Genomic DNA, 23566 nt, shown 5'->3' on the forward strand with positions numbered 1-23566 from the left:
TTGTTACTAACAGATCACAGCAGACGATACCGCAGCTGCACTGTCTTTTTAATGCTTAGGCTCGTCATGCTCTTCATCCAGAAACGGCTTATTCACATAATAATACATCACGCCCATCAGCACCCCGCCGCCGATCAGATTGCCGATGGTAACCGGTACCAGATTATGCAGGACGCCGCCCCAGGAGATCGTGCCGGGATGATCCAGCACAAGCGCAATCGCGAATGTACACATATTGGCGATGCTGTGCTCATAGCCGGAAATAAAGAAGCAGAAGACGAACAGCATCATGGCGAACATTTTGGCCCCGTCGCTTTTCATCGACATAGGAACAAAAAAGGCCAGACACACCAGCCAGTTACATAGAATCGCCCGGAAGAACAGTTGAAGTGTTGGCGCCTCCATCTTATGGGCGACCACACTCAGCAGAAACCCGTTCACGCTGGAGTCATAGAACAATCCCGTCAAAAAAATCAGCAGTGCAAATGCCGTAGCCCCGAGGATGTTGCCAATGTAGCTGACCACCCACATCCGCACAACCTCGGTCCATTGCAGCTTGCGTCTTAAGGCCGTATACGTGTAATAAAAGGTGTCCCCGGTGAACAAATCCCCTCCACCATAGGAGATCAGAATGATGGCTGCGCCGAACGTAACTGCAGCCATCGGATACGTCATCGGCGAGTGCTCCATGTAGAAGAAGTTGCCGGTCTTGAACGCTACGATTACGCCAAATCCGATGAACATACTGGCCAGCATGGCCCTGGCGATATAGCGGACAATACTTTGATGATAGATCTTCTGTTTCTTGAGTGCCAATTTCTCAACCTGCAGCAGTGCCTCGTTCTCCATATGACCTCCGCATTAGCTTCTTATTTTCAGCGATTGAGGCTGATGTACAGCCTATTATACCCAATAAACCGCTGGAAATTGCTTGAACCACGGATAGTTAAAATTTGTGGAGATTCATCCGGGAATCCTCCGCCGCTGCGCTAGCTGTCATTGCTCCGATCATTCAGCCTGGCAATTGACTCCGCCTTCTCACCGCTGGCTACGACGATAAGCACCAGTATTAAGCACCCCAGAATCATCCACTTATCCTCTCTTCCTCATATGTCGCCTCAGTGACAACTTATGTGGAGGAGCGGGGGATTATGAGTGCGGATTATGCCCCTTGCTTAATTGGTGAGCGGTCTGAGCCGGAATATCGTAATGGATTGCTTCGGAAACTCATAAGCGAAATTGCAGCTCCCTGCTTGGAAGAACTTCATCTTCGGCGAGACATGCTCCGGCGCTTCGAAGCTATTCTCATCAGCAGGCAAGTGCCCCGACATCTCAAATACTTCTCCCGTCACACCGCCCTTGCAGAAATCCTTCAGATCAACCTCAGCTGCTACACTTTCATCCTGAACATTCACGATTTTCAAAATAGTATCTCCGGTAGCATGCTCAACGGTAGATGAATAGTAGACCGGTTCGATCACCGGCAGCTTGTCTTCCGTATCGTTAAACAGCACACCGTCAATATAAGTGCGTACCTTTCTTCCGGATACCTGCAGCTCCAATTGATACTCTTTGTCCGTCTCCACCGAAAACATACTATGAGTCAGGCAGGAACCTCTGCCCGCCACTTTGGAACTGATAATGGAATCCTGATTTTGCCACCCGCTGATCTCCCAGAAAAGATGATTCGCATCATCCGTTTTGCCGAAATGAATCACAAAACCTTTGTCGCCCCTGGTACGGACCGCTTTACAGCTTAAGGTGTAGCTGCTCCAGGCCGTTTCGCCCAAATCCAAGGAGTCTGGCGCTTCCGGCTGTTCTTCCTTGAAACCAGGAGCCGCAACCTCTCCCGCCAGGCTTTCATACTCTCTAACTTCACCCGTCACATTGTTTACCAGCTTAATCTCCGAGAAACGGGCCGAGCAGCCGTCTGCATAAAGGACTATACCGCCTTCAATTGGCTTGTACGGTGAACTTTGCGGTTCTCCAAATCCGCTTGCCTCTACACGAAGCAACTGGTCCCCCTGATGATTCATAAACAGCTTCTGCACGTAGTAATTCGGCGTTCCGAACACCTTATGGTTATTGAACCAGATCATATCGGGCTTCCAGTTCACATAGTCCACATTGCACAGCATCGGGGCGTAACAGGCCAAGCCGACCGCATGGGCGTTCTTCTCCAGGCTAGTCATAAACGCCGCTTCAACCAGCGCATTATAGTAGGTGTTGCCCCAAGAAGCATATTCCCCCAGGAACACTTTAGGCTCGTCGGCTTTAAAATGATCATACCGGTGATAGTTGGCCAGAAACCATTCCGGCGACTGGTAATAATGCTCATCCACAAGATCGGACCCATGCTCTCTGGCCGATTCCCAGCCCCGGTCATACTCACCGCCTGCGGCAAACGGACCACTGGAGTTGATGACTTTGATATCCGGATACTTGGCCTTTATAGCGCGGTGGAAAAAAGGATACCGTTCAAAGAAGGGTTCCCCCACTTCCTCATTGCCGATGCCAATATACTCCAGCCCGAAGGGTTCTGGATGTCCAAGCTCCGCCCGGACTGCTCCCCATTCCGTAGAGATATCTCCATTCGCGAATTCTATCAAATCCAAGGCGTCATCAATCCATGGCCCCAATTCCTCCAAAGGAACGATCCGCTTATCATGAGGGTCATAGCCTCCCGGCAGAACCGGTATGGGCTTCGCTCCGATATCCTCGCAGAATTGAAAATATTCGTAATACCCTAATCCCAAGGTCTGGTGGTAGCTCCAATTGTTCCGTCTTGGAGGTCTCCCTGCGGGATCGCCAAGCGTATTCTTCCAACGGTACATGGAATTTCGGTCTTCGGGATTTAAGGAGCCACCGTGTACAAGACATCCTCCCGGAAAACGCATGAATTTCGGCTTCATATCTGCAAGCAGCTCGGCGATATCCGGGCGCAGCCCATTAGATCGGTTCAGGAAGGTCTTCTCCGGAAACAGGGACACCATATCCAGATAAAGCTTACCTTTGCCTTTCGTGAGAATGACCAGCCGGCTGCTGTGATCCGTTGCCCGCGCGGTAATCTTCGCTTCGTATTTCGTCCACTCCGAAGAGTTTACGGCAATGGACGTTTCCGCGTACACTACACCTTCCGTGTTTTCAATAGAAATAGCTACCTGCTCCTCATTTCCCTCATTCCGTCTTGCATACATGGAGAATAGATAGCTTTCGCCCTCCCGGACGGAAATGCCGCTGTTAAAGCCCAGGTTCATAATGCCCACGCCTGAGCCTTCCGTCAAGACATGAATAGCGGCGTAATGCTCGTTGCGGGGATTGATCGGCTCGCTGTCCTCCACCGTTATTTCGACTTGGCCGCCACCCCGCTCTACCTTCTCCCAGGCGGTCAGCGCATGGTAGTCCCGGTTATCAATTGGATCAAACTCGAAGGAGCGGTTGCGGACAAGCTCGGCATACAGCCCTCCGTCAGCGGCATGATTCAGATCCTCGAAGAAAATGCCGAACAGGTCTCCGGTAAGCGGGCCTCTCTTTTGAGTATGAACCCGTAGTGTTCCCTTTGCTTTTGACATGATTGCAGGTCACCTTTCAAATGGATATCTATTTATATGGTTAGAGTATAGATATCCCGGACTTGATCTTCAATGAGCTATCGAAGCGAAAAACTAACCTATTGTGCTTAATATCAATACCAGTATGCTAAAATTCACGTTTGTGATTGTCTATATTTCAGGATTGATTTACAATCAAGAAAAACTGACTTATTGTCTTCCGGAGAGAAAACATGATACGGCTAATTTCTTGCGGATATAACTATGTACATGAAGATGGAATTGTCATTAACCGGCCAACAGGAGCCGGGAATTACGCATTTGTTTTTTTCAAGAGCAAATCTGAGCTTGTGCTGGACGGCAACCCGTGCATCGTGGAGAAGAATTCCTATGTCCTGATGAGCCCTCATACCCCGCACGTGTACCGGCACCTGGACAAGCCCTTTATTAATGATTGGTTTCACTGCTCCGGCAGCGAAGTGGAGTCCTTCCTGACCGAGATCGGCTTTCCCTTGGACAGCCCGATGCATGCAGAGGACCCCTTCATGATCTCGAAATGTATAATGGACCTGAACAACCTCACCAGACAAAACAGCCCCTATAAGGACCGGATAGCGGACTGTGATCTGCAATCCCTTTTTATGAAAATGAGCGATTTGCGGAACCGGACGGCTGCCCTTGATAAGTCGAGCCGGTATTTGCTTCCTTTTTCCAAGCTGCGCAATGAGCTGTACAGCTCGCCTAACACAGCCTATACGGTAGAAATGCTTGCTTCAAGTGTGAACATGAGCAAATCCTATTTCCACCATATCTATAAGGAATTATTCGGATGCTCCGTCATTACTGATCTCATTAACGCAAGGCTGGATTACGCCAAATATCTTCTGAACAACAGCACCTTCTCCATAACGATGATCGCCAAAATGTGCGGGTATGAAAACAGCACCCACTTCATGAGACAGTTTAAGAAATTCGTCGGCGGTACGCCCAGCCAATATAAAGCAGGACTGCGGTCCGGCGCAAATAAAACATGATAGGTCAGTTTTCCGCTGCAATAATCTATTGATCGGCCCTGAACGGGCACCTATACTTTTTATTGAATAGCTGATTTAAGCTCCAGCCCTCTCGCTTCTTACAGGGAAGCCGAAGGGCATTATTTGTGAAGGAGGCCCTTATCTTGACACAACATGATACTCAAAGCTCAGGTTATCTTTTGGTGCATTTCATCGGGGAGCAGCCTGACGGCGAACAGGTCTATTTCTCTTATAGTGAAGACGGCCTGCATTGGAAAGATCTGAATGCGGGATTGCCGGTTCTGCGTTCGGAGCTCGGGGAAAAGGGAGTGCGAGACCCATTTCTCGTACGCTCGCCCAAGGACAATAAGTTCTATCTGATTGCCACGGATCTTCGCATTGCAAACGGAAAGGGCTGGGATGTCGCTGTGAACGCCGGCAGCCGTGACGTGATCATCTGGGAATCCGCCGACCTGGTGAATTGGTCTTCCCCTTGGTCCGTTACGCTTGGCATACCGGGTGCGGGCTGCGTCTGGGCTCCGGAAGCGATTTATGACGAAGCTGCAGATGAGTTTCTGGTGTTTTGGGCCTCTGCCACTCAGGAGCCGCAGGAGCAAGAGCGGAAACATAAGATTTATAGCGCGCGTACCAAGGATTTTCGCAATTTTACAACACCTGAGAAGTATATCGAACGGGAAAATCACATCATTGATACGACGATTATTGCCCAGGGCGGCGCTTACTACCGATTCTCCAAGGATGAAACGACCAAAAATATCCGGGTTGAACAGGGCTCCTCGCTGGATAAAGACGCCTTCACCCCTCTGAGCGCCCCGGTTCTGGAGGAATTGTCGGGTGTTGAAGGCCCGCAGATTTTCAAACTGGGCGACCGTGAGGAATGGTGCCTGATTGTGGACCGCTTTGCGGAAGGAAAGGGATATCTCCCGCTGCTGATCTCCGACCTTGAGAGTGGTGAATTCCGGATTCTGCCAGATGAATCGTTTGATTTGGGCAAAAACAAAAAACGCCACGGCGGAGTCCTCCCAATTACTGAAGCGGAATGCAGCCGCCTTCTGGCGGCATTTGGGGATGGACATCAAGTACTGCCCGGGCAATTTGCCGACCCTGATCTGGTGAAGTTCGGCGGCCGTTATTACCTGTATCCGACAACAGATGGCTTTACGGGCTGGTCGGGTACGCAGTTTCATGTGTTCTCATCGGCTGATTTGCGTATATGGCGAAACGAAGGCATGATTCTGGATCTTGCAAGTGATGATGTCCCTTGGGCTATCGGCAACGCCTGGGCTCCGGCCATCGCCTGTAAAGACGGTAAGTATTTCTATTATTTCTGCGGCAAAATGAAAAACGGTGAGAGCGCCATAGGCGTTGCTGTTGCCGACGCTCCCGCAGGCCCGTTTCGCGCGCAGCCAGAGCCGCTGATTACTCTGGATCTGGCGAAGAGGCTTGGGATCGCCATGGGGCAGGCCATTGACCCCTCCATTTATACGGAGGATGACGGCACAGCTTATCTGCTGTTTGGAAATGGACAACCCGCCATCGTGAAGCTCGGCGAAGATATGATAAGCGTCATCGAGAATCCGATGAGAAATCTTGAAGGCCTGTACGACTTCCGGGAGGCAGTTACCGTTCTCAAACGGGACGGGCTGTATCATTTCACTTGGTCCTGTGACGACACCGGCAGCGAGGATTACCATGTAAACTATGGAACGTCGGAGCAGCTATACGGCCCGGTAACTTACCGCTACCCGGTTCTTGCCAAGAATAAGGACAAGGATATGCTCGGTACCGCCCACCATTCGATTCTGCATGAGCCTGACACCGGTCAATATTGGATTGCCTATCACCGGTTTGTTACGCCGCTATCCCGTTTCACAGAAGGAAAAGGCTATCATCGCGAAGTCTGCATTGACCCGCTCTCCTTCGGCGAAGATGGGCTGATGAAGCAGGTTCAACTATAGAAAACTAATTCCGCTCTAAAAGGAAAGGCCCACGCGAGTCGCGTGGGCCTTGTGCATGCTCTTAAATTATAGTTACTCTGGCTTTTACCTTGTGACTGGACGGATCTAGCGTCCAGCCGGGCTTGCCGAAGTATGGCGTACCGTCCGGGTTCCAGAAGAATCGCTGTACCCGGGCGTGGCGGTTAGGATCATACAGCGGCTCTCCGATGATTTCCTTATAGGGACGGGCATGATAGACCAGAAGATCGGCGGAGCCATCCTCCGATACCGTGAAGCTGTTATGCCCGGGTCCGTACTCGGAAGCAGTCTCGTTGCTGACAAATACCGGCTCCTTCGATTTGGTCCATGAAGCAGGATCGAGCAAATCACTTGTCTCAGGTGCCGATAACAGCCCCATGCAATAACGGTCGTCTGTGCCGCTGGCGGAGTAGGCGATAAACACACGCCCATTCCGTTTCAGTACAGCCGCTCCTTCATTCACGCGATAAAGCTGGATCTCCCAGTCGTATTCTGGAGCCGAGAGTTTGACCGAATCGCCTGATATCGACCACGGGTTATCCATCTTAGCGATGTAAAGACAGGAATCCTCGATAATCTGCGCCCATACCAAGTACCTGTGTCCATTATGCTCGAAGGTGGTTGCATCCAGCGAGAAGCTCTCGACCGGGAGCTCGATTCTCCCCCTCTCTACCCACGTTCCGGTAAGAGGGTTGTCATCTGCACACTCCAGAACATACGGACGGATGGCCCATTTGTCTTCCACAGAACCGGCAGCGAAGTGTACGTACCATTTTCCTTCAATGCTATGAAGCTCGGGCGCCCAGATATGGTTGCCCATCTCTCCATGTTCGTGCTTGGTCCAGATAACTGTCTCTTCAGCGGTCGCTAGACCCGCTATCGTGCGGGAGCGCCGAAGCACCAGCCGGTCATACTCCGGTACGGACCCTGTAAAATAATAATATCCGTCCGTATGCTTCACCACATAGGGATCGGCGCGATTCGGAACCAACGGGTTCGGATAATCATCCCTGATCACGGTCCCCTCCACCAAAAAGGTTCCCGGCTGTTCCAGGAGCGACGGGGCGACAGGCTTCCATTCGACCGGAAAACGTCCGGCCCTTCCTTCCGCAAGCCCGACCTCAACCCAGCGGGGGAGCTCCAATGGCTCACCGGCTGTAACGCTAATAGCTAGTTCCTCAATTCCCGTAATTCTCATGATTTATTTTCACCTTTTTAATCGAATAGGATATGTTGATCATGAAAAGTATAGGTCGTTCTTGTAGCGCAATCAATTAACTATCATCGTCAAAAACTGACTTATCGCCCTTTGTTGGACCTTGTTCCCCGCTTAATCGTTGAGCGTGCCGATGTAGTAATGAATGGCTTTGAAATTTTTATCATAGAAAATAATAATATAATCCTCAGGCTGCCCATTCAAAGCTTGGTTGCCTTCAATTAACATCCGGAAGTACGTATCGCTGAAATTGGTCGAATAATAGGGATTAATCTGCTGCACCGCTTGGTCCGCAGTCAAGCTTTTTTTAGCGGCAGCAAGATCAGATCCAGTCGTGAATGAAAAGTAGGCCGCTTCCGGGTGTGCCTTCAGATAATCCTTAAACGTAACATAATCCATTCGCAGACTGTTGTCATATTCCCGCAGCAAGGATACGCCTTCCTTGACCTGAACGGCTGTGCCATCCCATACAGGCGTATTTACAGACATGGTGATCCGCTGAGTAGCATAACGTGCGGGCTGAAGATTCTTATCGTAGAACACTACAGTTACGTAGTAGTCGCCTTTTTTGTCCAGCTTCGGAAGATAGGCCAAATTCGAAAAAGGTTGGATGCCGATCCTATTTGAGTCTTTGATATCCGCCAAGGTAATTGGATTTTCCGTGAGATAGAAAGACATGAATGAAGTATCATTTCTCAAGGTATAAGGATAATCCTGGTTAAACACACTTATAGTTGTCCCATTGAATTCTGAATTGCTTGGCCGAATGTCGGAATAAATCTGCGAAAGACTGCTGCCCAGCGGGCCCGCATGCTTCATTGTCTCCAACTCGTTAAGCGCCTTCTCCAGCTTATCTTTGTCAGTCTGGCTAATCTGCGCCTTCTGTGCATCACTCAGTGCGGAATACGCATTCGAAGCCTTCAGGATGGAGTTCTCTGCCCGCAGCGCGTCCGAGGTGCCCTGAATATCATTAATTCCTCTCTCGGCGGCTTCGATGGCCAGTTGGTCACTGAGATGAACCTTTCCTTCATAATAGCTGATAGCCTGCAAGGTCTTGTCGTAAAAGATAATAGTGTACTCCTGGTCAATATTATTTTTCAGATCCTTTAGCATCTCAACAGCCAACGGGATATCATCTACAGGCTGGGTATAATTATAAGCCTCTGTTACCCGGATGCGCTTTTGGTTATACAGTCTGAGCGAAAAAGAGAGCAGATCGCTCAATTTATGATTGGCTGCAGCAGTGTCCAGGTATTTTGGAGAAATAGTGTAATAAGCCGCCTCTTCATTCTGAGCAAAAACATCCGAAACATCTATAATGTCGGAATATTCTGCGCTTCGGTCAATTATTTGCTTATCCCGCTCAATTGTTACACCGCTTGCAAGCTTTGCAATATTAGCCGCTGAGCTGGTAAGTGACGGGTGCAAATTCACCTTTTGGGTGCTGTAGCCGACTGCCCCATCCTTGCCCCTGAACACAACCGTCACATATTTGTCTCCGCCTGTTCCAATATAATCGCTGATTACTGTCATTTTATAGATCGGATTGGACCGGTACGGAAGGGTGGTCATAGTTAAGATAGCTCTTTTATTGTATAATTCCCAACGCAGATCTCTGTCACTAATAGGTGTGGAAGTAATATAGTAGGAGGCGTTGCCTGCACTTTTGAGAATAGACTCAGGAATCGAACTAAAATCAAACTGCAAATACACGGCATTCGTTACCGTAGCATCTGGAGAAGCAATAATATAGGTTTGAAGCAGCGGGATCTCTTTAACCGGCGTTGTTGGCACTGGTGTGGCCGTTGATGTTGGAACCGGTGTCGCTGTTGATCCCGGGGTTGCCGTTGGCGTTGGAGTTACGGTTGGTGTGGGGGTAGCTACGCTTCCTCCTCCACCGCCGCCTCCGCCAATGATCACTGCCGGTGTTGGCGTGGCAGAAGCCGTCGTAATAACCAAAGAATCTTTTTGCGGACCTTCTATGGTGAGCGGCTTGGTATTAAACGTAGAGCCTTTTGCTCCATCATTTAGCACCGCTGTCTCCACTTGGCCGGCTCCAGTCACTTTGGTGAATGCATCCAGCACGGCTTTTGTTACCTTGGTTCCACTAGTCATATCTACAGAGGAATTACCTGCACCTGTACCGATGCTGAGTGCCGCCACTGAACCTTTAGCCAACTGCATAACGGCTTTAGCGTTAATATTTACAGTATCAAATGCTCCAGACAGAACGAGAGGGCCACTGGAAGTAAAGTCCTGATCAACCGAAACATTGGTGAAACCTGCACCTGTAGCCCCGCTTTCCTCCAGCTTTACCGGGGTCTGCACCTTCACCTGCTTCACAGTAGTTGTGCCCTCAGCCACCAACCGGACTGCTCCGCCGGCTTTGTTCACAACCACATCCCCCAGTTCGGAGTTAATGAAGTGAACAGAGTCACCTCCCCCTCCCTTGATAGTAGTAGTGCCAAGAACGGTTACATTCTTCAAGGTCACGTCTCCATTACCGATTCCGGCATCCAGCAGGAGATCTCCTACGATTCTTATATTCTGGAGTGTAACTCCATCAGCAGAGATAACTACAGTCTCAGAAGTCCTCCGGTTCTGCTCGTCCTCTCCTCCATAGACACCCGCATGATCAAAAATTTCTGCGCCGCCGCTCACTTGAAGCATCGGTTCAATCAGTGTTACCGCTTCCGCCCGGGTCAGTGGCTTCTTGGGTTTAAATGTCCCATCCGGGTACCCTTTCATTAGGTCAGCGTTTATAAGCGCAGTGACACTGCCTGCACTCCATGCCGCAACCTCTCCACGGTCACTGAAGCCCGCCAGAGCCTCTGTTGTATTTTGCGTTAATTCAAACTTCATCAACCTGCTTATAATGACCGCCGCCTCTTGCCGGGTAATCTGAGCATTCGGACGCGCCTCGTTGTTATAGCCCTGAATATAACCTGCCCCAACGGCCATAGCCACCTCTTTGTAGGCCCAACTGGTGGAACTGACATCAGAGAATGTTATTTTAGGGACTTCTTTATTGTCAAATAAACTAGCAATCTCAAAAGAGCGGTTTACAATCGTCATGAACTCCGCTCTGGTTATGGATTGATCAGGTTTTACCGATCCATTTTCAAACCCTTTCAGAAGACCCTTATCCAGCCATTTCTCAATCGTATTCTGCGCCCAGTGGCCCTCATAATCCTTCACCGTTGCAGCCGCTGCTGCACCTGCACGCATCGAGCCAAACAGCATGCCTATTCCCAGCGCACCCGTCAACACTCCTCGAAATATCCTGCCCATTATCTGTCCCTCCTAATTTACGGTTCGTTATGTAGCCCTCATCAAACACAAATGGAAATATTACCATATTATCCTACACAAATATATCAGCCTATTGCAAATTACACAATTAATAGAAAATAGACAGTCATGCCGCTCTTTCGCGGCACTTCAGACGATGAAATTTCATAGAAGGGCCTTGAGTTTGGCTTCTATAACAATGTCCTCTGTACGGACATCGTTATTTCAGGATAGAATTACAGCCAAGCGCCAAAAAAGCCTGCCAAAAGTTAGCAGGCCTGTCCGGTTTATGTTTGATCCGCAAATCCAAAGTCCTTAGTTCAAAAAGCTGCTTAGCCCGCTGTCGGCTTCAGCCTGCTTCAAGGCCTGCGGCTGCGAGGCTTCATTCAAGCCAAGGCGGTTGTTAAGCTGCGTGTTGATGGTCGTCATCTTGGACGTATAATCCTGGCAGCTCTCAATGATGCGGCGGTTGGACTGCTCGGAGGTATCCAGCGCACTCAGCAGATCGCCAATAGCCTGATTGACCGCTTCGAGCGACATGGACGGCTTGGAGAGCAGCTCCGTCGTTTTCTCCGTAGTCGTACGCAGCAGACGTGCATTTTCCTTGAACTGATCTTCAATGGTCTTATTCGTTGCTTCCACCGCAGAAATAACATTCTCCTGATCGGCTAGAGACATCGCAATCATCGCGGATACGGTGATCAGGTTGGAGGTCTTATCAATAGCGTTGTTAACGGAATCAATCAGCTTGTCGTTGTTATCGTTGATAATATCCGTAGCGGCAATCGCCTGGTTGTAGAGCAGAATCATTTCCGTCATGGACTGGATACGCACCATAACCTTGCGCAGTCCGCGCTCCAGATACGCCTTGCGGAACTCATTCTCCGGCTTTGCGATTTCAACCTCGAACAGCTCCTTCAGCTTATTGCCGAAGGCGATTTTGGTCTGGAGATTATAAATCTCCTCCATTGAGGTGCGCTTGAGCTGCCGCATATTGACAATGCTCTCTTCGAGCGTATCGCGGCCATCCCGCAGGCCGGTTACAATGGAGTCGATGTTGGTGCGGACCGACTGATATTTGTAAACGTAATTTTTGAGCGGGCTCTTGCGCAGCATTTTACCGAAAAAGCTGACATTCTTGCTCTGCTGCAAAGTCTCGCACTCATTGCGCAGCTTCATAATCATATTCGGCACTTCCACACGTTTGCCGGACATCAGATCATTCACTGGACGGTCCAGCAGCTTCAGGGTTTGTCCCGCCTTTTCCTGCGTCTTCACCCCAAGCTTGCCGATATCATCCATCAGGGAATCCAGAGCAACGGTATCCGTCTTGGCGACCTTCTCGATCAGTTGCGAGGCTTCCTGGACTACCTTCTGTTCATCTTCTTTTTTAAGCTCAATCAACTGCGTGGACATGGGTTTCCCTCCTCCTATAATTCGGAACTGCTGTACCGCTGATGAATTAGTTCCGCCTTGGTCTGAAGTTCCATCAGGTCTTTATGTTCGATCGTTGAGGCGATTTCCGATATTTTGGAGTCAACATCGCGCAGACCGTTCAGCAGCATTCTCCGGTTTCTTGTCTTGGCTTCTCCTCCCAAGCGCAGGAACGGGTTGATTACTCCATTCAGATCCTTCAGCACCAGCCTGCGGACCGTATGATTAATCTCCGCATTGCCCAGCTCCTGCAGCAGCGGAATCACACGCTGGAGCCTGGCGAAGAGCGCCAGTGACTTCTCGACAATCTCATTGTCCAGTGTATCCTTCTGCCCCTCAGAGATAATCATATCCTCCAAAATGCTCAGATACTCCACCACCGGAGCGAATTCCGCTCCAAGCTTAATCTCGGAGCCACCTCTGCCGGCCAGAGCATGTCCACCTGCGGCGGCGCCTGCATTAGCGGCACGATCCTGTACAGGACTGCCCGCTGCCGGAGCAATGGCCGCAGGCTCCTGGCCGGCGGGAAGAACCTCCGCCGGAATATTAATTTTGTTTCGATTGCCGCCCACAATTGCAGCGCCAGCTCCGGCCACCGGCAGCAGCAGAGAGATCACCTCAGGCACAAAAGCACTTGTCACCAGGGCAACAGCATAACCGGCACCGGCGTACAGCAATACTTTCCATTTCGCTTGCATTGTTCTCACCTCTTGTGAGCGGACTTAAGGACTGTCGCTCAATTCACGGCATCCGTGATCACGGACTCGCCGTTTATTCTCATAATAAGCGGCTGCTCCACATGGCTGGCCAGTACATTGCCCGCGAATTCGGCAGGCTGAACCTCACCGCCGAGCGCGCTTTTGACCGCCAGATAAGGGAAGTTGATCCCGGAGAGACAGGAGATATGCAGTCCGCCGGACATCCGGGGATTGATCTCCAGCAGCTTCGGAACCCCGCCGCTGTATTTCATTTGGATATTGAAATTGAAGGGGATGCGGTAAGTCTCGGCCACCCGGGAAGCGATCTCCTCAAGCTCCGGGATGTGCTCCATCAGCCGCAGGCGCCCGCCGGCTTTACGGCGCGGCACAGCCGCGAGCAGTGCTCCCTTCGCATCCGCCAGACAATCAATACTGTACTCATAGCCCTCCAGCAGCTCCATCACCATCAGGTTCGGAAAGGACTCCACGCTGGCAAGCGTCCGGTGGGCCTCCTCGAAGGAGATCTGCGCCGTAACATGCCCGAACAGCTCCTGTAAGGGACTGCGGCTGTTATTAATAATCCGGAAGCCAAGCCCGCCTTCGGTTTCGGTTGGCTTGAAGCAGACCTGATGCCCTTTGGCAACAAGCTCCTCATAGGCTGCCCGGAATTGCTCCGCTGTACTAACGACATGATAGTCAGGAATCGTCATAATCCCTGTCTGTCTGACACTTTCATAAAATTTGCCCTTGTCCATGATCGTCTCCAGCAGGTCTACGTCGCGGCAGACAAGCACCTTCGTGCCGATGGAATCGAACATTGACGCATGCAGAGCAATATCCAGCATATGAATCCTTGGAATGAAGATATCAATCTCGTTGCGGCGGCAAAAATCAACGCAGAACTGCACATACTCGATCCCGTCGAGCTCCGGCTCCGTTCCCGCAACATCCGCGCCTTGCAGCGACATATGCCGGATATCGGGGTGGGTGGCGAAGATTTGTACCGGGATGCCGTCCTCATTATTGCGGATGAGATTCATATAATGAAAAGCCACGGAAAACCAGCGGTTAAAATATATGTTTACCTTTTTCATTGCGGCCAACTCCCAGTGCCGTTAAATTGTTATAAATCTTCTGCACATATTGCATAATCTCATCCCCGGCAAAAACACCCGACTGCCTCGTAAAGGGATATTCTAATTTTACTAGACCTGCCTGCTGCTCGGCAAATATTTCTCCGTGGCAAGGAGCAATGGCGAAATCAGCGCTTGCAAGCAGGCTCTTGTCCAGCAGGGAATCTCCTGAAGCAACCATTGGCTCGGAATGAACCGTACGGCGCACATGAATAATCGCATCGCTTTTGTTCACAGCCTCCGGCACCACATATAGCTTACGCCCCTGTAAGGAAACCCGCCAGCCCAGCCCATGCAAATGCTCAGCCAGACGCGTAATCTCATCCATAGGTAATAAATCACGATAAACCACAAAGGTATAAAATAGACCGTCGCAATAACGCTCGCTGATGATCCATTCCTCCCGCACGACTGACCGCACCAGACTGCCCGCTTCTTCCGCTGTTGCAGAGCCACGTTCTACCAGCCTGCCAATGGCTGCCCGCCATTCCTCGTCTATTATCCCATTCACAAGTATGTTTCCACCATTGCTGGTAATCGCATAATCAGGAATAATTGTCTCCTGAAAAAGATTAATTCGTCTGTACTGCGCAATGGTGCGCGTAGTTACCGGCATAAAAACAATCTTGGCTGCAAGCTCCTTGAGCAGATCCAGCGCATGCTGCGAAATATAGGAGACCGTCTTGCCGTCCACAATCTCGGCCGGGAGGAGACCCGGGGAATCCTCTGGTACGCCAATCGCACCTGGAGAATAGATCAAAGTACGATCCAGATCGCTCGCATAGATCATTCACTTTCTCCCTTCAGCGGCTTAATGATTCCGCAGCAGGAATAGGTCAGTCCGGGATACACCTCCACCGGAACGCCCCGGTCCTCCGCCAGCAGCAGAATATGGCGCAGATTCGGATTATCTATAGTATCGACGAGAATTTTCCAGGGCACTCTGCGCAGCAGCACACGGGTGGTTTCACCGACTCCGGGCTTGACCAGATTAATATCCTTAATGCCAAACATTTGCTGGATGCTCTCGATATCGCTCAGCCCTTGCCAGGTGATCTCTGGAGGAGCTTTCAGCATTCCTGCCGCGATAGCCTGCGCCTCTTCGATCACTGAAGGATAGTATGGAGTTACCGCATCAATAAACACATTGGAGAGGTCGCTATCCAGCCATTCCTTATAGAATTTTGCCCCGTGGAACTCCTCTGGCCCAATAAGATCATCCCGCAATACGGTACGGCTCATCAGACCCGATACGGTAGAGTTCAGGCAGGCGCTCGGTATCAAATAATCTTCCCTGGTCCCGAAGGTGCCCGAGCAGTTGCCCGGATCGGCGAGAACCGCCAGATCATCATTCAGGAAAATGCCGTATTTTCTATAAAAGCTGCTGCAAGCTTCAATTAATACCCGGCGGATGGCTCCTTTGCCCGTCCAACCGTCGATAAATTGCAGCTCCGCAGCCGCGCCATGCTTCTGGAGCATATAGAGAATCGCATTCTCGTCAATGCCTTTGCCACGGATAATGGAAATGCTGTAATGCGGCAGATCCGCTCCATACCGCTCGGCAATATAACGTTTGATCAATACGCCAATCGGCGTACCGGCTCTGGCCAGAGATACCAGTACTGTATGATCCAGGCCCCGCTTGGCTACAATCATCTCGGAGACAACCGCAACCGCAAGCGCTACCTTTCCGGCAGATTGCCGGAGTGTCTCGTGAAACAGCTCAATATACTGCTCTGTCGGCTGATACTCAACGGGAAGCATTTCCGAATAGTGCACACCGGACTGGATCGCCTCCTCCCGCTCAGCGGTCGCCCGCTCCAGTTGCACATTACTGAGATCCTTAAGCAGGAATGTGACATCGGAAGGGGGATAGCTGCCCAGGGGAACCGGGGGCGTAATTTTTCTGCTCATCATCTCTTCATATCCTGTTCCCTTCATCCGCTCAAGCCTCCATTTCCAGATTCAGCAGCGAGTACAATAAGATGTACCTTGCTCCCTGCCAGCCTTTTCAAAATATCCGTCATCGGCTGAATCCGCCCGCGGGGCACATCACGTTCAAGCAGTACGAAAATATCATCATACTGTCCGGGGTCTACATTGTAGATATAATTTGTAATTCCGGGATCGCCCGCTGAAGGATAAGCAGCCGCGCTGTGTACACCATAATCCGGGCGGCGCTCCGGATGAATCGGGCTGCGGGTGGAAGACTGATAGGACACCCCTTCGCCCATTTCTGCCGCAATCCGCATCGGCAGATACATGAATTCACCCACCCCCAGCACAAGGGTACGGGGCCCTTCACGCAATTCGCGCAGCTTCGCCGCTACCTGTGCCGCTGCCTGATCTATTTTCCCGTTATCACTGGACTCCAGACCAAAGCGGCCGCTGAATTTCACGTAAGGCGATGGATTGATTTCTCCATAAGAATCTGAAGAACTCACCAATAGACGCTCCAGACCATCCTGCACATAAGTCGTGACAACGGGAACTTCAGCAGCCGACTCCTCATATCCTTTAGCTTCAACCGGATTTAAATGAGGGATTCCCTTCACTTCAATACTGCCCTTCAGCAACGATAAAGCTCTGATCCGAATACCCAGCTCCTGCTCCAAGTCATGGTAAGCCTGAATGTTGCCGCTGCTCCGCCAATCGAGAAGAGAGGCCACTACATATTCCTTGCGCGGAAATTTAGACTGGATATCGCGAATCGTATTGAGCGCTGTATTGCCGGTAGTAATCTCATCATCCACCAGCACAATCGGTTCATCCCCGGACAGCAGCTCAGGCTTCAGCGCATAGCATAAATGATCAACCGCATGGGAATGCTCTTCCTCAAAGCTTACCACCGAAGCAAGCTCGGGTATATCCTCACGGGTAGTATGAATATAGGATGTGCCGGCGGCAAACATGTTGTACATACTGTGGCCCAGGGCAGTCGCGGTCTCAGCAAAGCCGATAAACAGAACAGGCTGCGGAAGCACAAGCTGCGCACTAAGCAAATCATGATACGCCTTCTCCGCATGCTCCGGGTGAATCAGACCGTGAACCGCTTGGTCCAAAAGCTTGTCCAGCAGCTCACCGTCTGCTCCCGCTCCACCCATTTCCTGATAGAGCAGCAGCCCCAGAGCGGCTCCACTGAGCAGCGGGGTGTATGGATTGACGGGGATGTGCTTGCCGAGCACCTTGCTGACGAAGAGGAATGAGCGTTTTTTATTAATCCGGGCCGCCATAGCGAATAACGCTTCCACCGGCATATGAAAAGGGTTTGCGGTTTCAGTTACCGTCACCCGCAGATTCTCGACAATATTAAACGTGTGAATATTCGTTTTCGGGAAGTAATCCGACAAAATGCTGTTGTTCATGTAGCACCCCGTATATTTGAGATCGTAGTAAAATACGTTTCGCCCAGTTCAAATGCGGCTTAATTTCATTCATTTTGTTGTAGTAATCGCTTTTGAACACACCGCGGCTGCCATCGTTGCTCTCCACAATCCCCAACGCATCCACATATTCCTCATGCATTACCGTATACATAGCTTGTACGGGTCTGAGGTGGGAAGGATGAATAATCGTTTTGCCTACAATTCCATTTTCCTTATCCAAAAGCACTTCACGGAATAATCCGTCCATAGAGCGGGTAATATATTGGTTGCGTATTTCGATGCCATGCTTGCCGTAAGTATCCTCAAAGGGGGTCTGCCGCAGCTGCGGGCGCAATACCCGGTGTCCTTTGTTCGCGAAATATTCCCACACCGGCCCCGATATTACATACCCTTCTTCCACCCGCCCGAACACGTTGATGATATCGGAGATGCAGTCGCGGATTGGCGTCAGATCATAAATGCTGATATCGGGACTGCGGCGCAGCCCGAACAGACTGGAGAAATCCGTCGCTCCGATCCGCACATTCAGCACATAGTCACGGTATTCGGCAAGTAGATCGCGGATAGCAAGCAGTGTGTCCAGCCGGCTCTCCCGGTAAATGATCGGGGCGCTCTCCAGAATAGGCATGCCATACAGAACAGGGGCGGAATAGCTGCGGGAGCTGTTGTAATCGGCGATAGCCTCGAAATAGTCAGCACCGTTCTCCATAGAAAACTTGGGAAAAACAAAGCCGGTCAGCATTGTAATAAAGGTCCCCAGCCGGAAAATAAGCTGCTGCAGCTGCTCCGGATTGCGCACACGTATGAACAGCAACGGAAGACTGCTTCCCTTATCAGGCTCATTCTCGGTATAAGCAGACAGGAATGCAAGATGTCTTACAATAGACTCTTCAGCATAGTCAACCTCACCGTCGCCAATCGCATCCTCCAGATCCATAATTACCGTTACGAGTCCCGATCCTCTAAGCTTAATAATATCTTCAGCCACACTGCTGCGGGTAGCCGGCATATACAGGGCGGCTCCGACAGCGTAAGCCAGCAGTTCCTTGGGCGTAGAAGGGTCAAACGAAACAGGCGGAGAGTAGAATAAGGACGTTTCTTGTTCTTTGGTCAGGTAATTAAAGTATCTCAAAGCCTTCCCTCCTTGTCGATTTGCAAAGCACACAAAAAGAATAGCCCCTCCTTATAGAGAGCTGTAGAACCGGCTACGCCGTCCTCTCGGGGACGGCAACCGGCTTTCTCAAATACAAGCAAGGGCCATGCTATAGACCTATACGATTACATCTTATGCTTCCGCTTCAGTTATACCTTGCGGTTAGCCTCTCTTCTCTTCTTGCCGTTGCTGTACAGAATCGTTCCCACGAAGACCGCAATCAGGATGGTGAAGAACACCACATGCGGCATTTCATAGCCGAAGGCTCCTGCCAGCATCTTGCCGGCAATAATGGCGATCAGCAGGAACGCCGTTTGCTCGAGTTCAGGGAATCTGCCAATAAGCTTAAGGAACAGCTGTGCCACACCGCGCATCATCAGCACGCCGAGGATACCGCCCATGAAGAGCACCCAGACCTTATCGCTAAGTCCGAAGGCCGCTACAACACTGTCAATACTGAACGCAATATCCATTAACTCTACCATCAGCACCGTTCGCCAAAAAGAGGTGCCTTTGTTCTCCGTGTGATCTTCCTCTCCGCCCTTAAACAACCCTTTATAGGCGATATAGAAGAGGTAGAGCGCACCGAGAACCTTGACGAGCGTAAATTTAATCAGGAACGTTCCGAGGCCAATTGCCAGGAATCTGAATAAATACGCACCAAGAATCCCGTAGAACAACGCCTTTTTCTGCTGCTCCTTCGGCAGATGCTTAACCATGACCGCAAGTACGAGCGCATTATCCGCCGAGAGCAGGCCTTCCAACAGAACCAGACTCCCGATGATTCCCCAGCTTACCGGGTCAGAGAGCGTGCCGACAATGTCGCTCCATGAGAAGAAATGCCCGTAATTCTCACTGATACTCCTAAAAAAATCGCTGAACCAGTTCATTCCAATATGCCTCCGGTAAAATAGTTTATTTGCTGCCTGCTACCCACTGCAGTCCCCAACCAAAAGCCTGATCCATTTCCCGGTGACCGCTGAAATATTGCACAAGCCGCTCAATACTGAACGTTTCATTCCCCACATTCCGGATCATGGCAATCGCGCACATGCCCTTGCGGTTGTTATGCTCGTCCAAATTCACGACAATATCAGGCCCGCCTTCCTGAGTGATGGTAACCACGCCATCCGCTTCGGACCAATGGGTAACGCCCTTATAGATAAAAGCAAAAATCAGAACCCGTTCGATTTCGGCAACCTTACTTCCGTTTATACGCAAGTTCTCTCCGGAGGTTACAGAACCGGTCCGGTCATCGCCATCCAGCATCACATAAGGCGGCTGCTCCAAAAGGCCAAAAGCATTACCAAGCGCCTGAACAACGCCCTTGCGGCCATCCTTCAGCTCATACAGGCAAGCAAGATCCAGGTCCACACCGCTCTTACGGCTGAACAGCCCGCCCTGCTTCTGATTCCAGTTAAGGTTAATCCGCACTTCGCCAATCCCGGAGGCCGATTTCTTCAGATTGATGGAATCGCCTTTTTTCTTCAATTCAATCTTCTTCAGATTAAGATTCAGCGCTGGAGCGGGTGGTGCTTCCTGCACCTGTGGAGGAGGTGGGGCAGGTATAGACGGCGGCCGGACAACAGGGGGCTCCGGTGCTGGCGGTATTGGGGCTGCTGCCTTCTCCTGCTTCTGCCCCGCAGCCGGCTCGTCAGCCACTTCAATTCCGAAGTTGCCGCAGAGCGCCTTCAGCCCGCCGTCAAAGCCGGCCATAACAGCACTGTACTTCCAATCTCCGCCGTATCTATATAATTCTCCTACTACAACAGCCGTTTCCGCAGAGAAATGATTTCCGAGTTTACACCGCAGGATTTCCGAGCCTGTTGCCTGGTCCAGAATCCGGCAATGCGCTTCACTCATTTGCCCGAACATTTGCTTACGGTTTTCGCCGTCATAGAGTGTAAGCGTAAATGCGATTTTCATAACGTCAGAGGGGATTTTACCCAGCTGCACTTCGAAATGCTTGAGGCCCCCGAGGCCATGCCCCGGAACATCCTTATACCGGATATAGGGTGTAGAAGGATTATTGTAAAAGATCAGATCCTCATCCTTGCTTACTTTGCCTTGAGCTCCTAACAGAAAAGCCGAGGCATCAATTTCCATAGAGGAAGGCGCTTGCCAGGCGATCTCCACAATAAGAGATTTAAGTCCGGGGTTGCCCTTCGTCAGGTCAGCCTTCTGCCCTTTTACTACTTCTGTGCTCATGTTTATGCCACCTTTTTCAAGGGATAAGGGTATAAAAAGGGCAGGATCGGTAAGGATCCCGCCTTTGAAGCTTCTATTGCGCGTCCAGTCCGTAGTTCCTGCACAAGGCACTAAGTCCGCCGGCAAAGCCGCTTCCAATCGCCTGGAATTTCCAATCCGCACCGTTGCGGTAGAATTCACAGAAGACAACAGCAGTTTCTGTTGAGAAATCCTCTCCCAGATCAAAGCGGAGAATTTCACGGTCACTTGATGCATCTACGACACGCACAAATGCGTTGGAGACTTGTCCAAAGTTCTGGACCCGGGCTTCGTAATCATAAATAGTTACCGTAATACCAATACGCTGGATATGAGAGGGAACCTTACTGAAATCAACCAGGATCTGCTCATCATCGCCTTCTCCTTCACCAGTACGGTTATCCCCCGTATGGGTTACAGAGCCGGCGCCGCCATTAGGATTATTGTAGAAAACAAAATCATCCTCGCCTTTGGCTTTGCCATCCTCATGGAGCAGGAATGCCGAGGCATCAAGGTCGAAATCCTTGCCGCCGCTATATTTGTTCGTATCCCAGCCGAGTCCCACAACTACCTTCGTCAGACCCGGATTGGTCTTGGTAAGATCAATCCGCTGTCCTTTGGAAAGACTGATCGTCACTGGCAACAACCTTCTTTCATGAATAGTTTCATTTACATCTATTGCAATGCTTATTGCAGGCCGTAATCGCGGGTCAAGCCGGCAAGACCATCCTTGTAGCCGCTGCCGATCGCATTAAATTTCCACTCAGCACCGTTGCGGTACAATTCGCCGACAACTACGCCGGTTTCAATGGAGAAGTCTTCGCCCAGGTCGAAACGGATCAATTCCTCGCTGTTAGCATCATTTACGATGCGCACGTACGAGCGGGAGACTTGTCCGAAGTTCTGGCTTCTGGCTTCTGCTTCATAGATCGTAATGGTGAATGCCACTTTATCCACATCTGCCGGAATGCTGAGCAGGTCCACTTGAATTTGCTCGTCGTCTCCGTCACCTTCGCCTGTGCGGTTGTCACCGGTGTGTACAACGGAACCGTTCTCGTTCTGCTTGTTGTTAAAGAAAATGAAGTTGCTCTCTTTATCAACTTTGCCGCTCGCATTGACCAAAAATACGGAAACGTCCAAGTCAAAATCTTTACCGCCATCATATTTGTTGGTGTCCCAGCCAAGACCTACTGTAATTTTGGACAGGCCTGGATTCGTTTTCGTCAAGTCGATCTTTTGACCCTTGGAAAGATTAATCGCCATGAATAGAAACCTCTTTTCTTATATTGGAATTAGATGTAGCGTTCAGCCAATTGGTTGATATGTGCTGCATGTGCGCCTTCACCGATGGCGGCGAATTTCCATTCCTCGCCATGCCGGTACAGCTCTCCGCAGATTAGCGCCGTGAAGCCTGTGTAGTTGTCCGTCAAATTGAACTTGACCAGCTCACTGTTGCCGGATGCATTAATCACCCGGATGTACGCCGATTTAATCATCCCGAAATCCTGCTTCCGGTTCACGGCATCGTAAATATTGACTACAATCAGAACCTTATGCACATCCCCGGGAATCGCCTTCAGATTCACTTGAATCTGCTCGTCGTCCCCTTCTCCCTCGCCCGTCAGGTTGTCCCCCGAGTGAACAACGGAGTTGTTTGCATTCTGCTTGTTGTGAAAGCACACCAGGTTCAGCTTATTAGTCAGCTTGCCATTCTCATTCAGCAGCAATGCCGAGGCATCACAGTCCACGTTGGCCTGCTTCTTGATCCCGAAGAATCCGCGTGCCGGCTCAGCAGGGTCCCAGCCGAGTCCTACAATGACGCTGGACAGTCCGGCATTTCCTTTGGTTAAATCAATTTTTTGACCTTTTACCAGATTAATACCAGCCAAATTCTTGTACCTCCGTTTCCGAAAAGAATCACAGTCTCTTAGTCATACGACACAAAAACAGATACGTTTCATCTTTCATCCGTTTCAGGGAGAAATTCCTTTTTTGCAATTACAGACTAATTACAGACTGAACTCGCTTGGGCTGAGTCCCAGCACACTGCAAATATTCCGCACAACCGCTTTTTCGTGCTCATCGAAATCACCGTCAGCCGCTCCGATTGCGGAGCATACGCCTACAATTACGCGTCCAATTTCCGGCTTGCTGCTGAATTTGGCGATAGCCTTCAGCGCTTCCTGCTTACCGATCTCCGGGGAGAATTCGAAATTGCTGACATAGAAATTGAACTGGGTAATAACATCTCTCATGTCAAATACCTTCAGCTCATTGCTGAGGTTCATATATCCGGCCATCTTGTTCTTTTCGGCTTCCTCAATTTTTCCATCGGCAGCAGCAACCAGGGCGCAGCCCGCTACTACAGCGTGCATGAAATCTTTGTTTTTAAATTTCTTCACCTGGTCTGTCAGTCCGTTTTTTGTCGTGTTCAACCAATTTTTAAATGTGCTCATCGTATTCTCCTT

General features: G+C 50.5%; 19 protein-coding genes. 2 read left to right on the forward strand and 17 right to left on the reverse strand.

Going from position 1 to position 23566, the window contains the following annotated elements:
• Positions 1-48: 48 nt before the first annotated feature.
• Together AC0LWN_RS21750 and AC0LWN_RS21755 are read right to left on the reverse strand one after the other, a co-directional pair.
• On the reverse strand, positions 49-849 hold the full coding sequence (locus AC0LWN_RS21750) for a formate/nitrite transporter family protein (RefSeq protein ID WP_474668997.1): 801 nt from the start codon (positions 847-849) through the stop codon (positions 49-51).
• Between the two features lie 326 nt (positions 850-1175).
• The gene (locus AC0LWN_RS21755) at positions 1176-3572 is read right to left on the reverse strand and encodes an alpha-L-arabinofuranosidase C-terminal domain-containing protein (RefSeq protein WP_474668999.1); all 2397 of its coding nucleotides are present in this window, start codon (positions 3570-3572) and stop codon (positions 1176-1178) included.
• 212 nt (positions 3573-3784) lie between these two features.
• On the opposite strand from AC0LWN_RS21755, the gene AC0LWN_RS21760 reads away from it, so the two are divergent.
• Complete coding sequence (locus AC0LWN_RS21760) at positions 3785-4585, forward strand: helix-turn-helix domain-containing protein (protein WP_474669001.1); 801 nt, start codon at positions 3785-3787, stop codon at positions 4583-4585.
• Between the two features lie 143 nt (positions 4586-4728).
• A complete protein-coding gene (locus tag AC0LWN_RS21765) occupies positions 4729-6543 on the forward strand; it encodes a glycoside hydrolase family 43 protein (RefSeq protein ID WP_474669003.1) in 1815 nt (604 codons plus the stop codon).
• Positions 6544-6604: 61 nt separating this feature from the next.
• Here AC0LWN_RS21765 and AC0LWN_RS21770 read toward each other — a convergent pair whose 3' ends face one another.
• The 15 genes from AC0LWN_RS21770 to AC0LWN_RS21840 all read right to left on the reverse strand — a co-directional run bounded on the left by AC0LWN_RS21770 (position 6605) and on the right by AC0LWN_RS21840 (position 23554).
• Positions 6605-7759 carry a family 43 glycosylhydrolase gene (locus AC0LWN_RS21770; RefSeq protein ID WP_474669005.1) on the reverse strand — a complete coding sequence of 385 codons (1155 nt, stop codon included), beginning with the start codon at positions 7757-7759 and terminating at the stop codon, positions 6605-6607.
• Positions 7760-7891: 132 nt separating this feature from the next.
• The gene (locus tag AC0LWN_RS21775; RefSeq protein ID WP_474669007.1) at positions 7892-11068 is read right to left on the reverse strand and encodes an S-layer homology domain-containing protein; all 3177 of its coding nucleotides are present in this window, start codon (positions 11066-11068) and stop codon (positions 7892-7894) included.
• A 315-nt stretch (positions 11069-11383) separates the two neighbouring features.
• Positions 11384-12484, reverse strand: a complete 1101-nt coding sequence (locus tag AC0LWN_RS21780) for a toxic anion resistance protein (RefSeq protein ID WP_019914042.1) — start codon at positions 12482-12484, stop codon at positions 11384-11386.
• Between the two features lie 14 nt (positions 12485-12498).
• Positions 12499-13200 (reverse strand): hypothetical protein, encoded by a 702-nt coding sequence (locus tag AC0LWN_RS21785; RefSeq protein ID WP_474669009.1) that lies wholly within the window; start codon positions 13198-13200, stop codon positions 12499-12501.
• Positions 13201-13238: 38 nt separating this feature from the next.
• Complete coding sequence (locus AC0LWN_RS21790) at positions 13239-14294, reverse strand: ATP-grasp domain-containing protein (RefSeq protein ID WP_474669011.1); 1056 nt, start codon at positions 14292-14294, stop codon at positions 13239-13241.
• Positions 14269-15123 carry an HAD family hydrolase gene (locus AC0LWN_RS21795; protein WP_474669013.1) on the reverse strand — a complete coding sequence of 285 codons (855 nt, stop codon included), beginning with the start codon at positions 15121-15123 and terminating at the stop codon, positions 14269-14271. The genes AC0LWN_RS21790 and AC0LWN_RS21795 overlap by 26 nt, the downstream gene beginning before the upstream one ends.
• Positions 15120-16274, reverse strand: coding sequence for a cysteine protease StiP family protein (locus AC0LWN_RS21800; RefSeq protein WP_474669015.1), 1155 nt, complete (start codon positions 16272-16274; stop codon positions 15120-15122). Before AC0LWN_RS21800 ends, AC0LWN_RS21795 begins: the two co-directional genes overlap by 4 nt.
• Positions 16271-17566, reverse strand: coding sequence for a phosphoribosyltransferase family protein (locus AC0LWN_RS21805; protein ID WP_474669238.1), 1296 nt, complete (start codon positions 17564-17566; stop codon positions 16271-16273). The genes AC0LWN_RS21800 and AC0LWN_RS21805 overlap by 4 nt, the downstream gene beginning before the upstream one ends.
• A gap of 76 nt (positions 17567-17642) precedes the next feature.
• On the reverse strand, positions 17643-18851 hold the full coding sequence (locus AC0LWN_RS21810; protein ID WP_474669017.1) for an HpcH/HpaI aldolase/citrate lyase family protein: 1209 nt from the start codon (positions 18849-18851) through the stop codon (positions 17643-17645).
• Positions 18852-19021: 170 nt separating this feature from the next.
• A complete protein-coding gene (locus AC0LWN_RS21815) occupies positions 19022-19762 on the reverse strand; it encodes a TerC family protein (protein WP_458965543.1) in 741 nt (246 codons plus the stop codon).
• Between the two features lie 25 nt (positions 19763-19787).
• Complete coding sequence (locus AC0LWN_RS21820) at positions 19788-21080, reverse strand: TerD family protein (protein ID WP_474669019.1); 1293 nt, start codon at positions 21078-21080, stop codon at positions 19788-19790.
• 73 nt (positions 21081-21153) lie between these two features.
• On the reverse strand, positions 21154-21735 hold the full coding sequence (locus AC0LWN_RS21825; RefSeq protein WP_474669021.1) for a TerD family protein: 582 nt from the start codon (positions 21733-21735) through the stop codon (positions 21154-21156).
• A 50-nt stretch (positions 21736-21785) separates the two neighbouring features.
• Positions 21786-22361, reverse strand: a complete 576-nt coding sequence (locus AC0LWN_RS21830; protein WP_458965540.1) for a TerD family protein — start codon at positions 22359-22361, stop codon at positions 21786-21788.
• Between the two features lie 29 nt (positions 22362-22390).
• Positions 22391-22987, reverse strand: a complete 597-nt coding sequence (locus AC0LWN_RS21835; protein ID WP_474669024.1) for a TerD family protein — start codon at positions 22985-22987, stop codon at positions 22391-22393.
• A 120-nt stretch (positions 22988-23107) separates the two neighbouring features.
• Complete coding sequence (locus AC0LWN_RS21840) at positions 23108-23554, reverse strand: tellurite resistance TerB family protein (RefSeq protein ID WP_474669026.1); 447 nt, start codon at positions 23552-23554, stop codon at positions 23108-23110.
• Positions 23555-23566 lie beyond the last annotated feature (12 nt).

This window comes from Paenibacillus sp. sgz302115 (assembly GCF_056120445.1).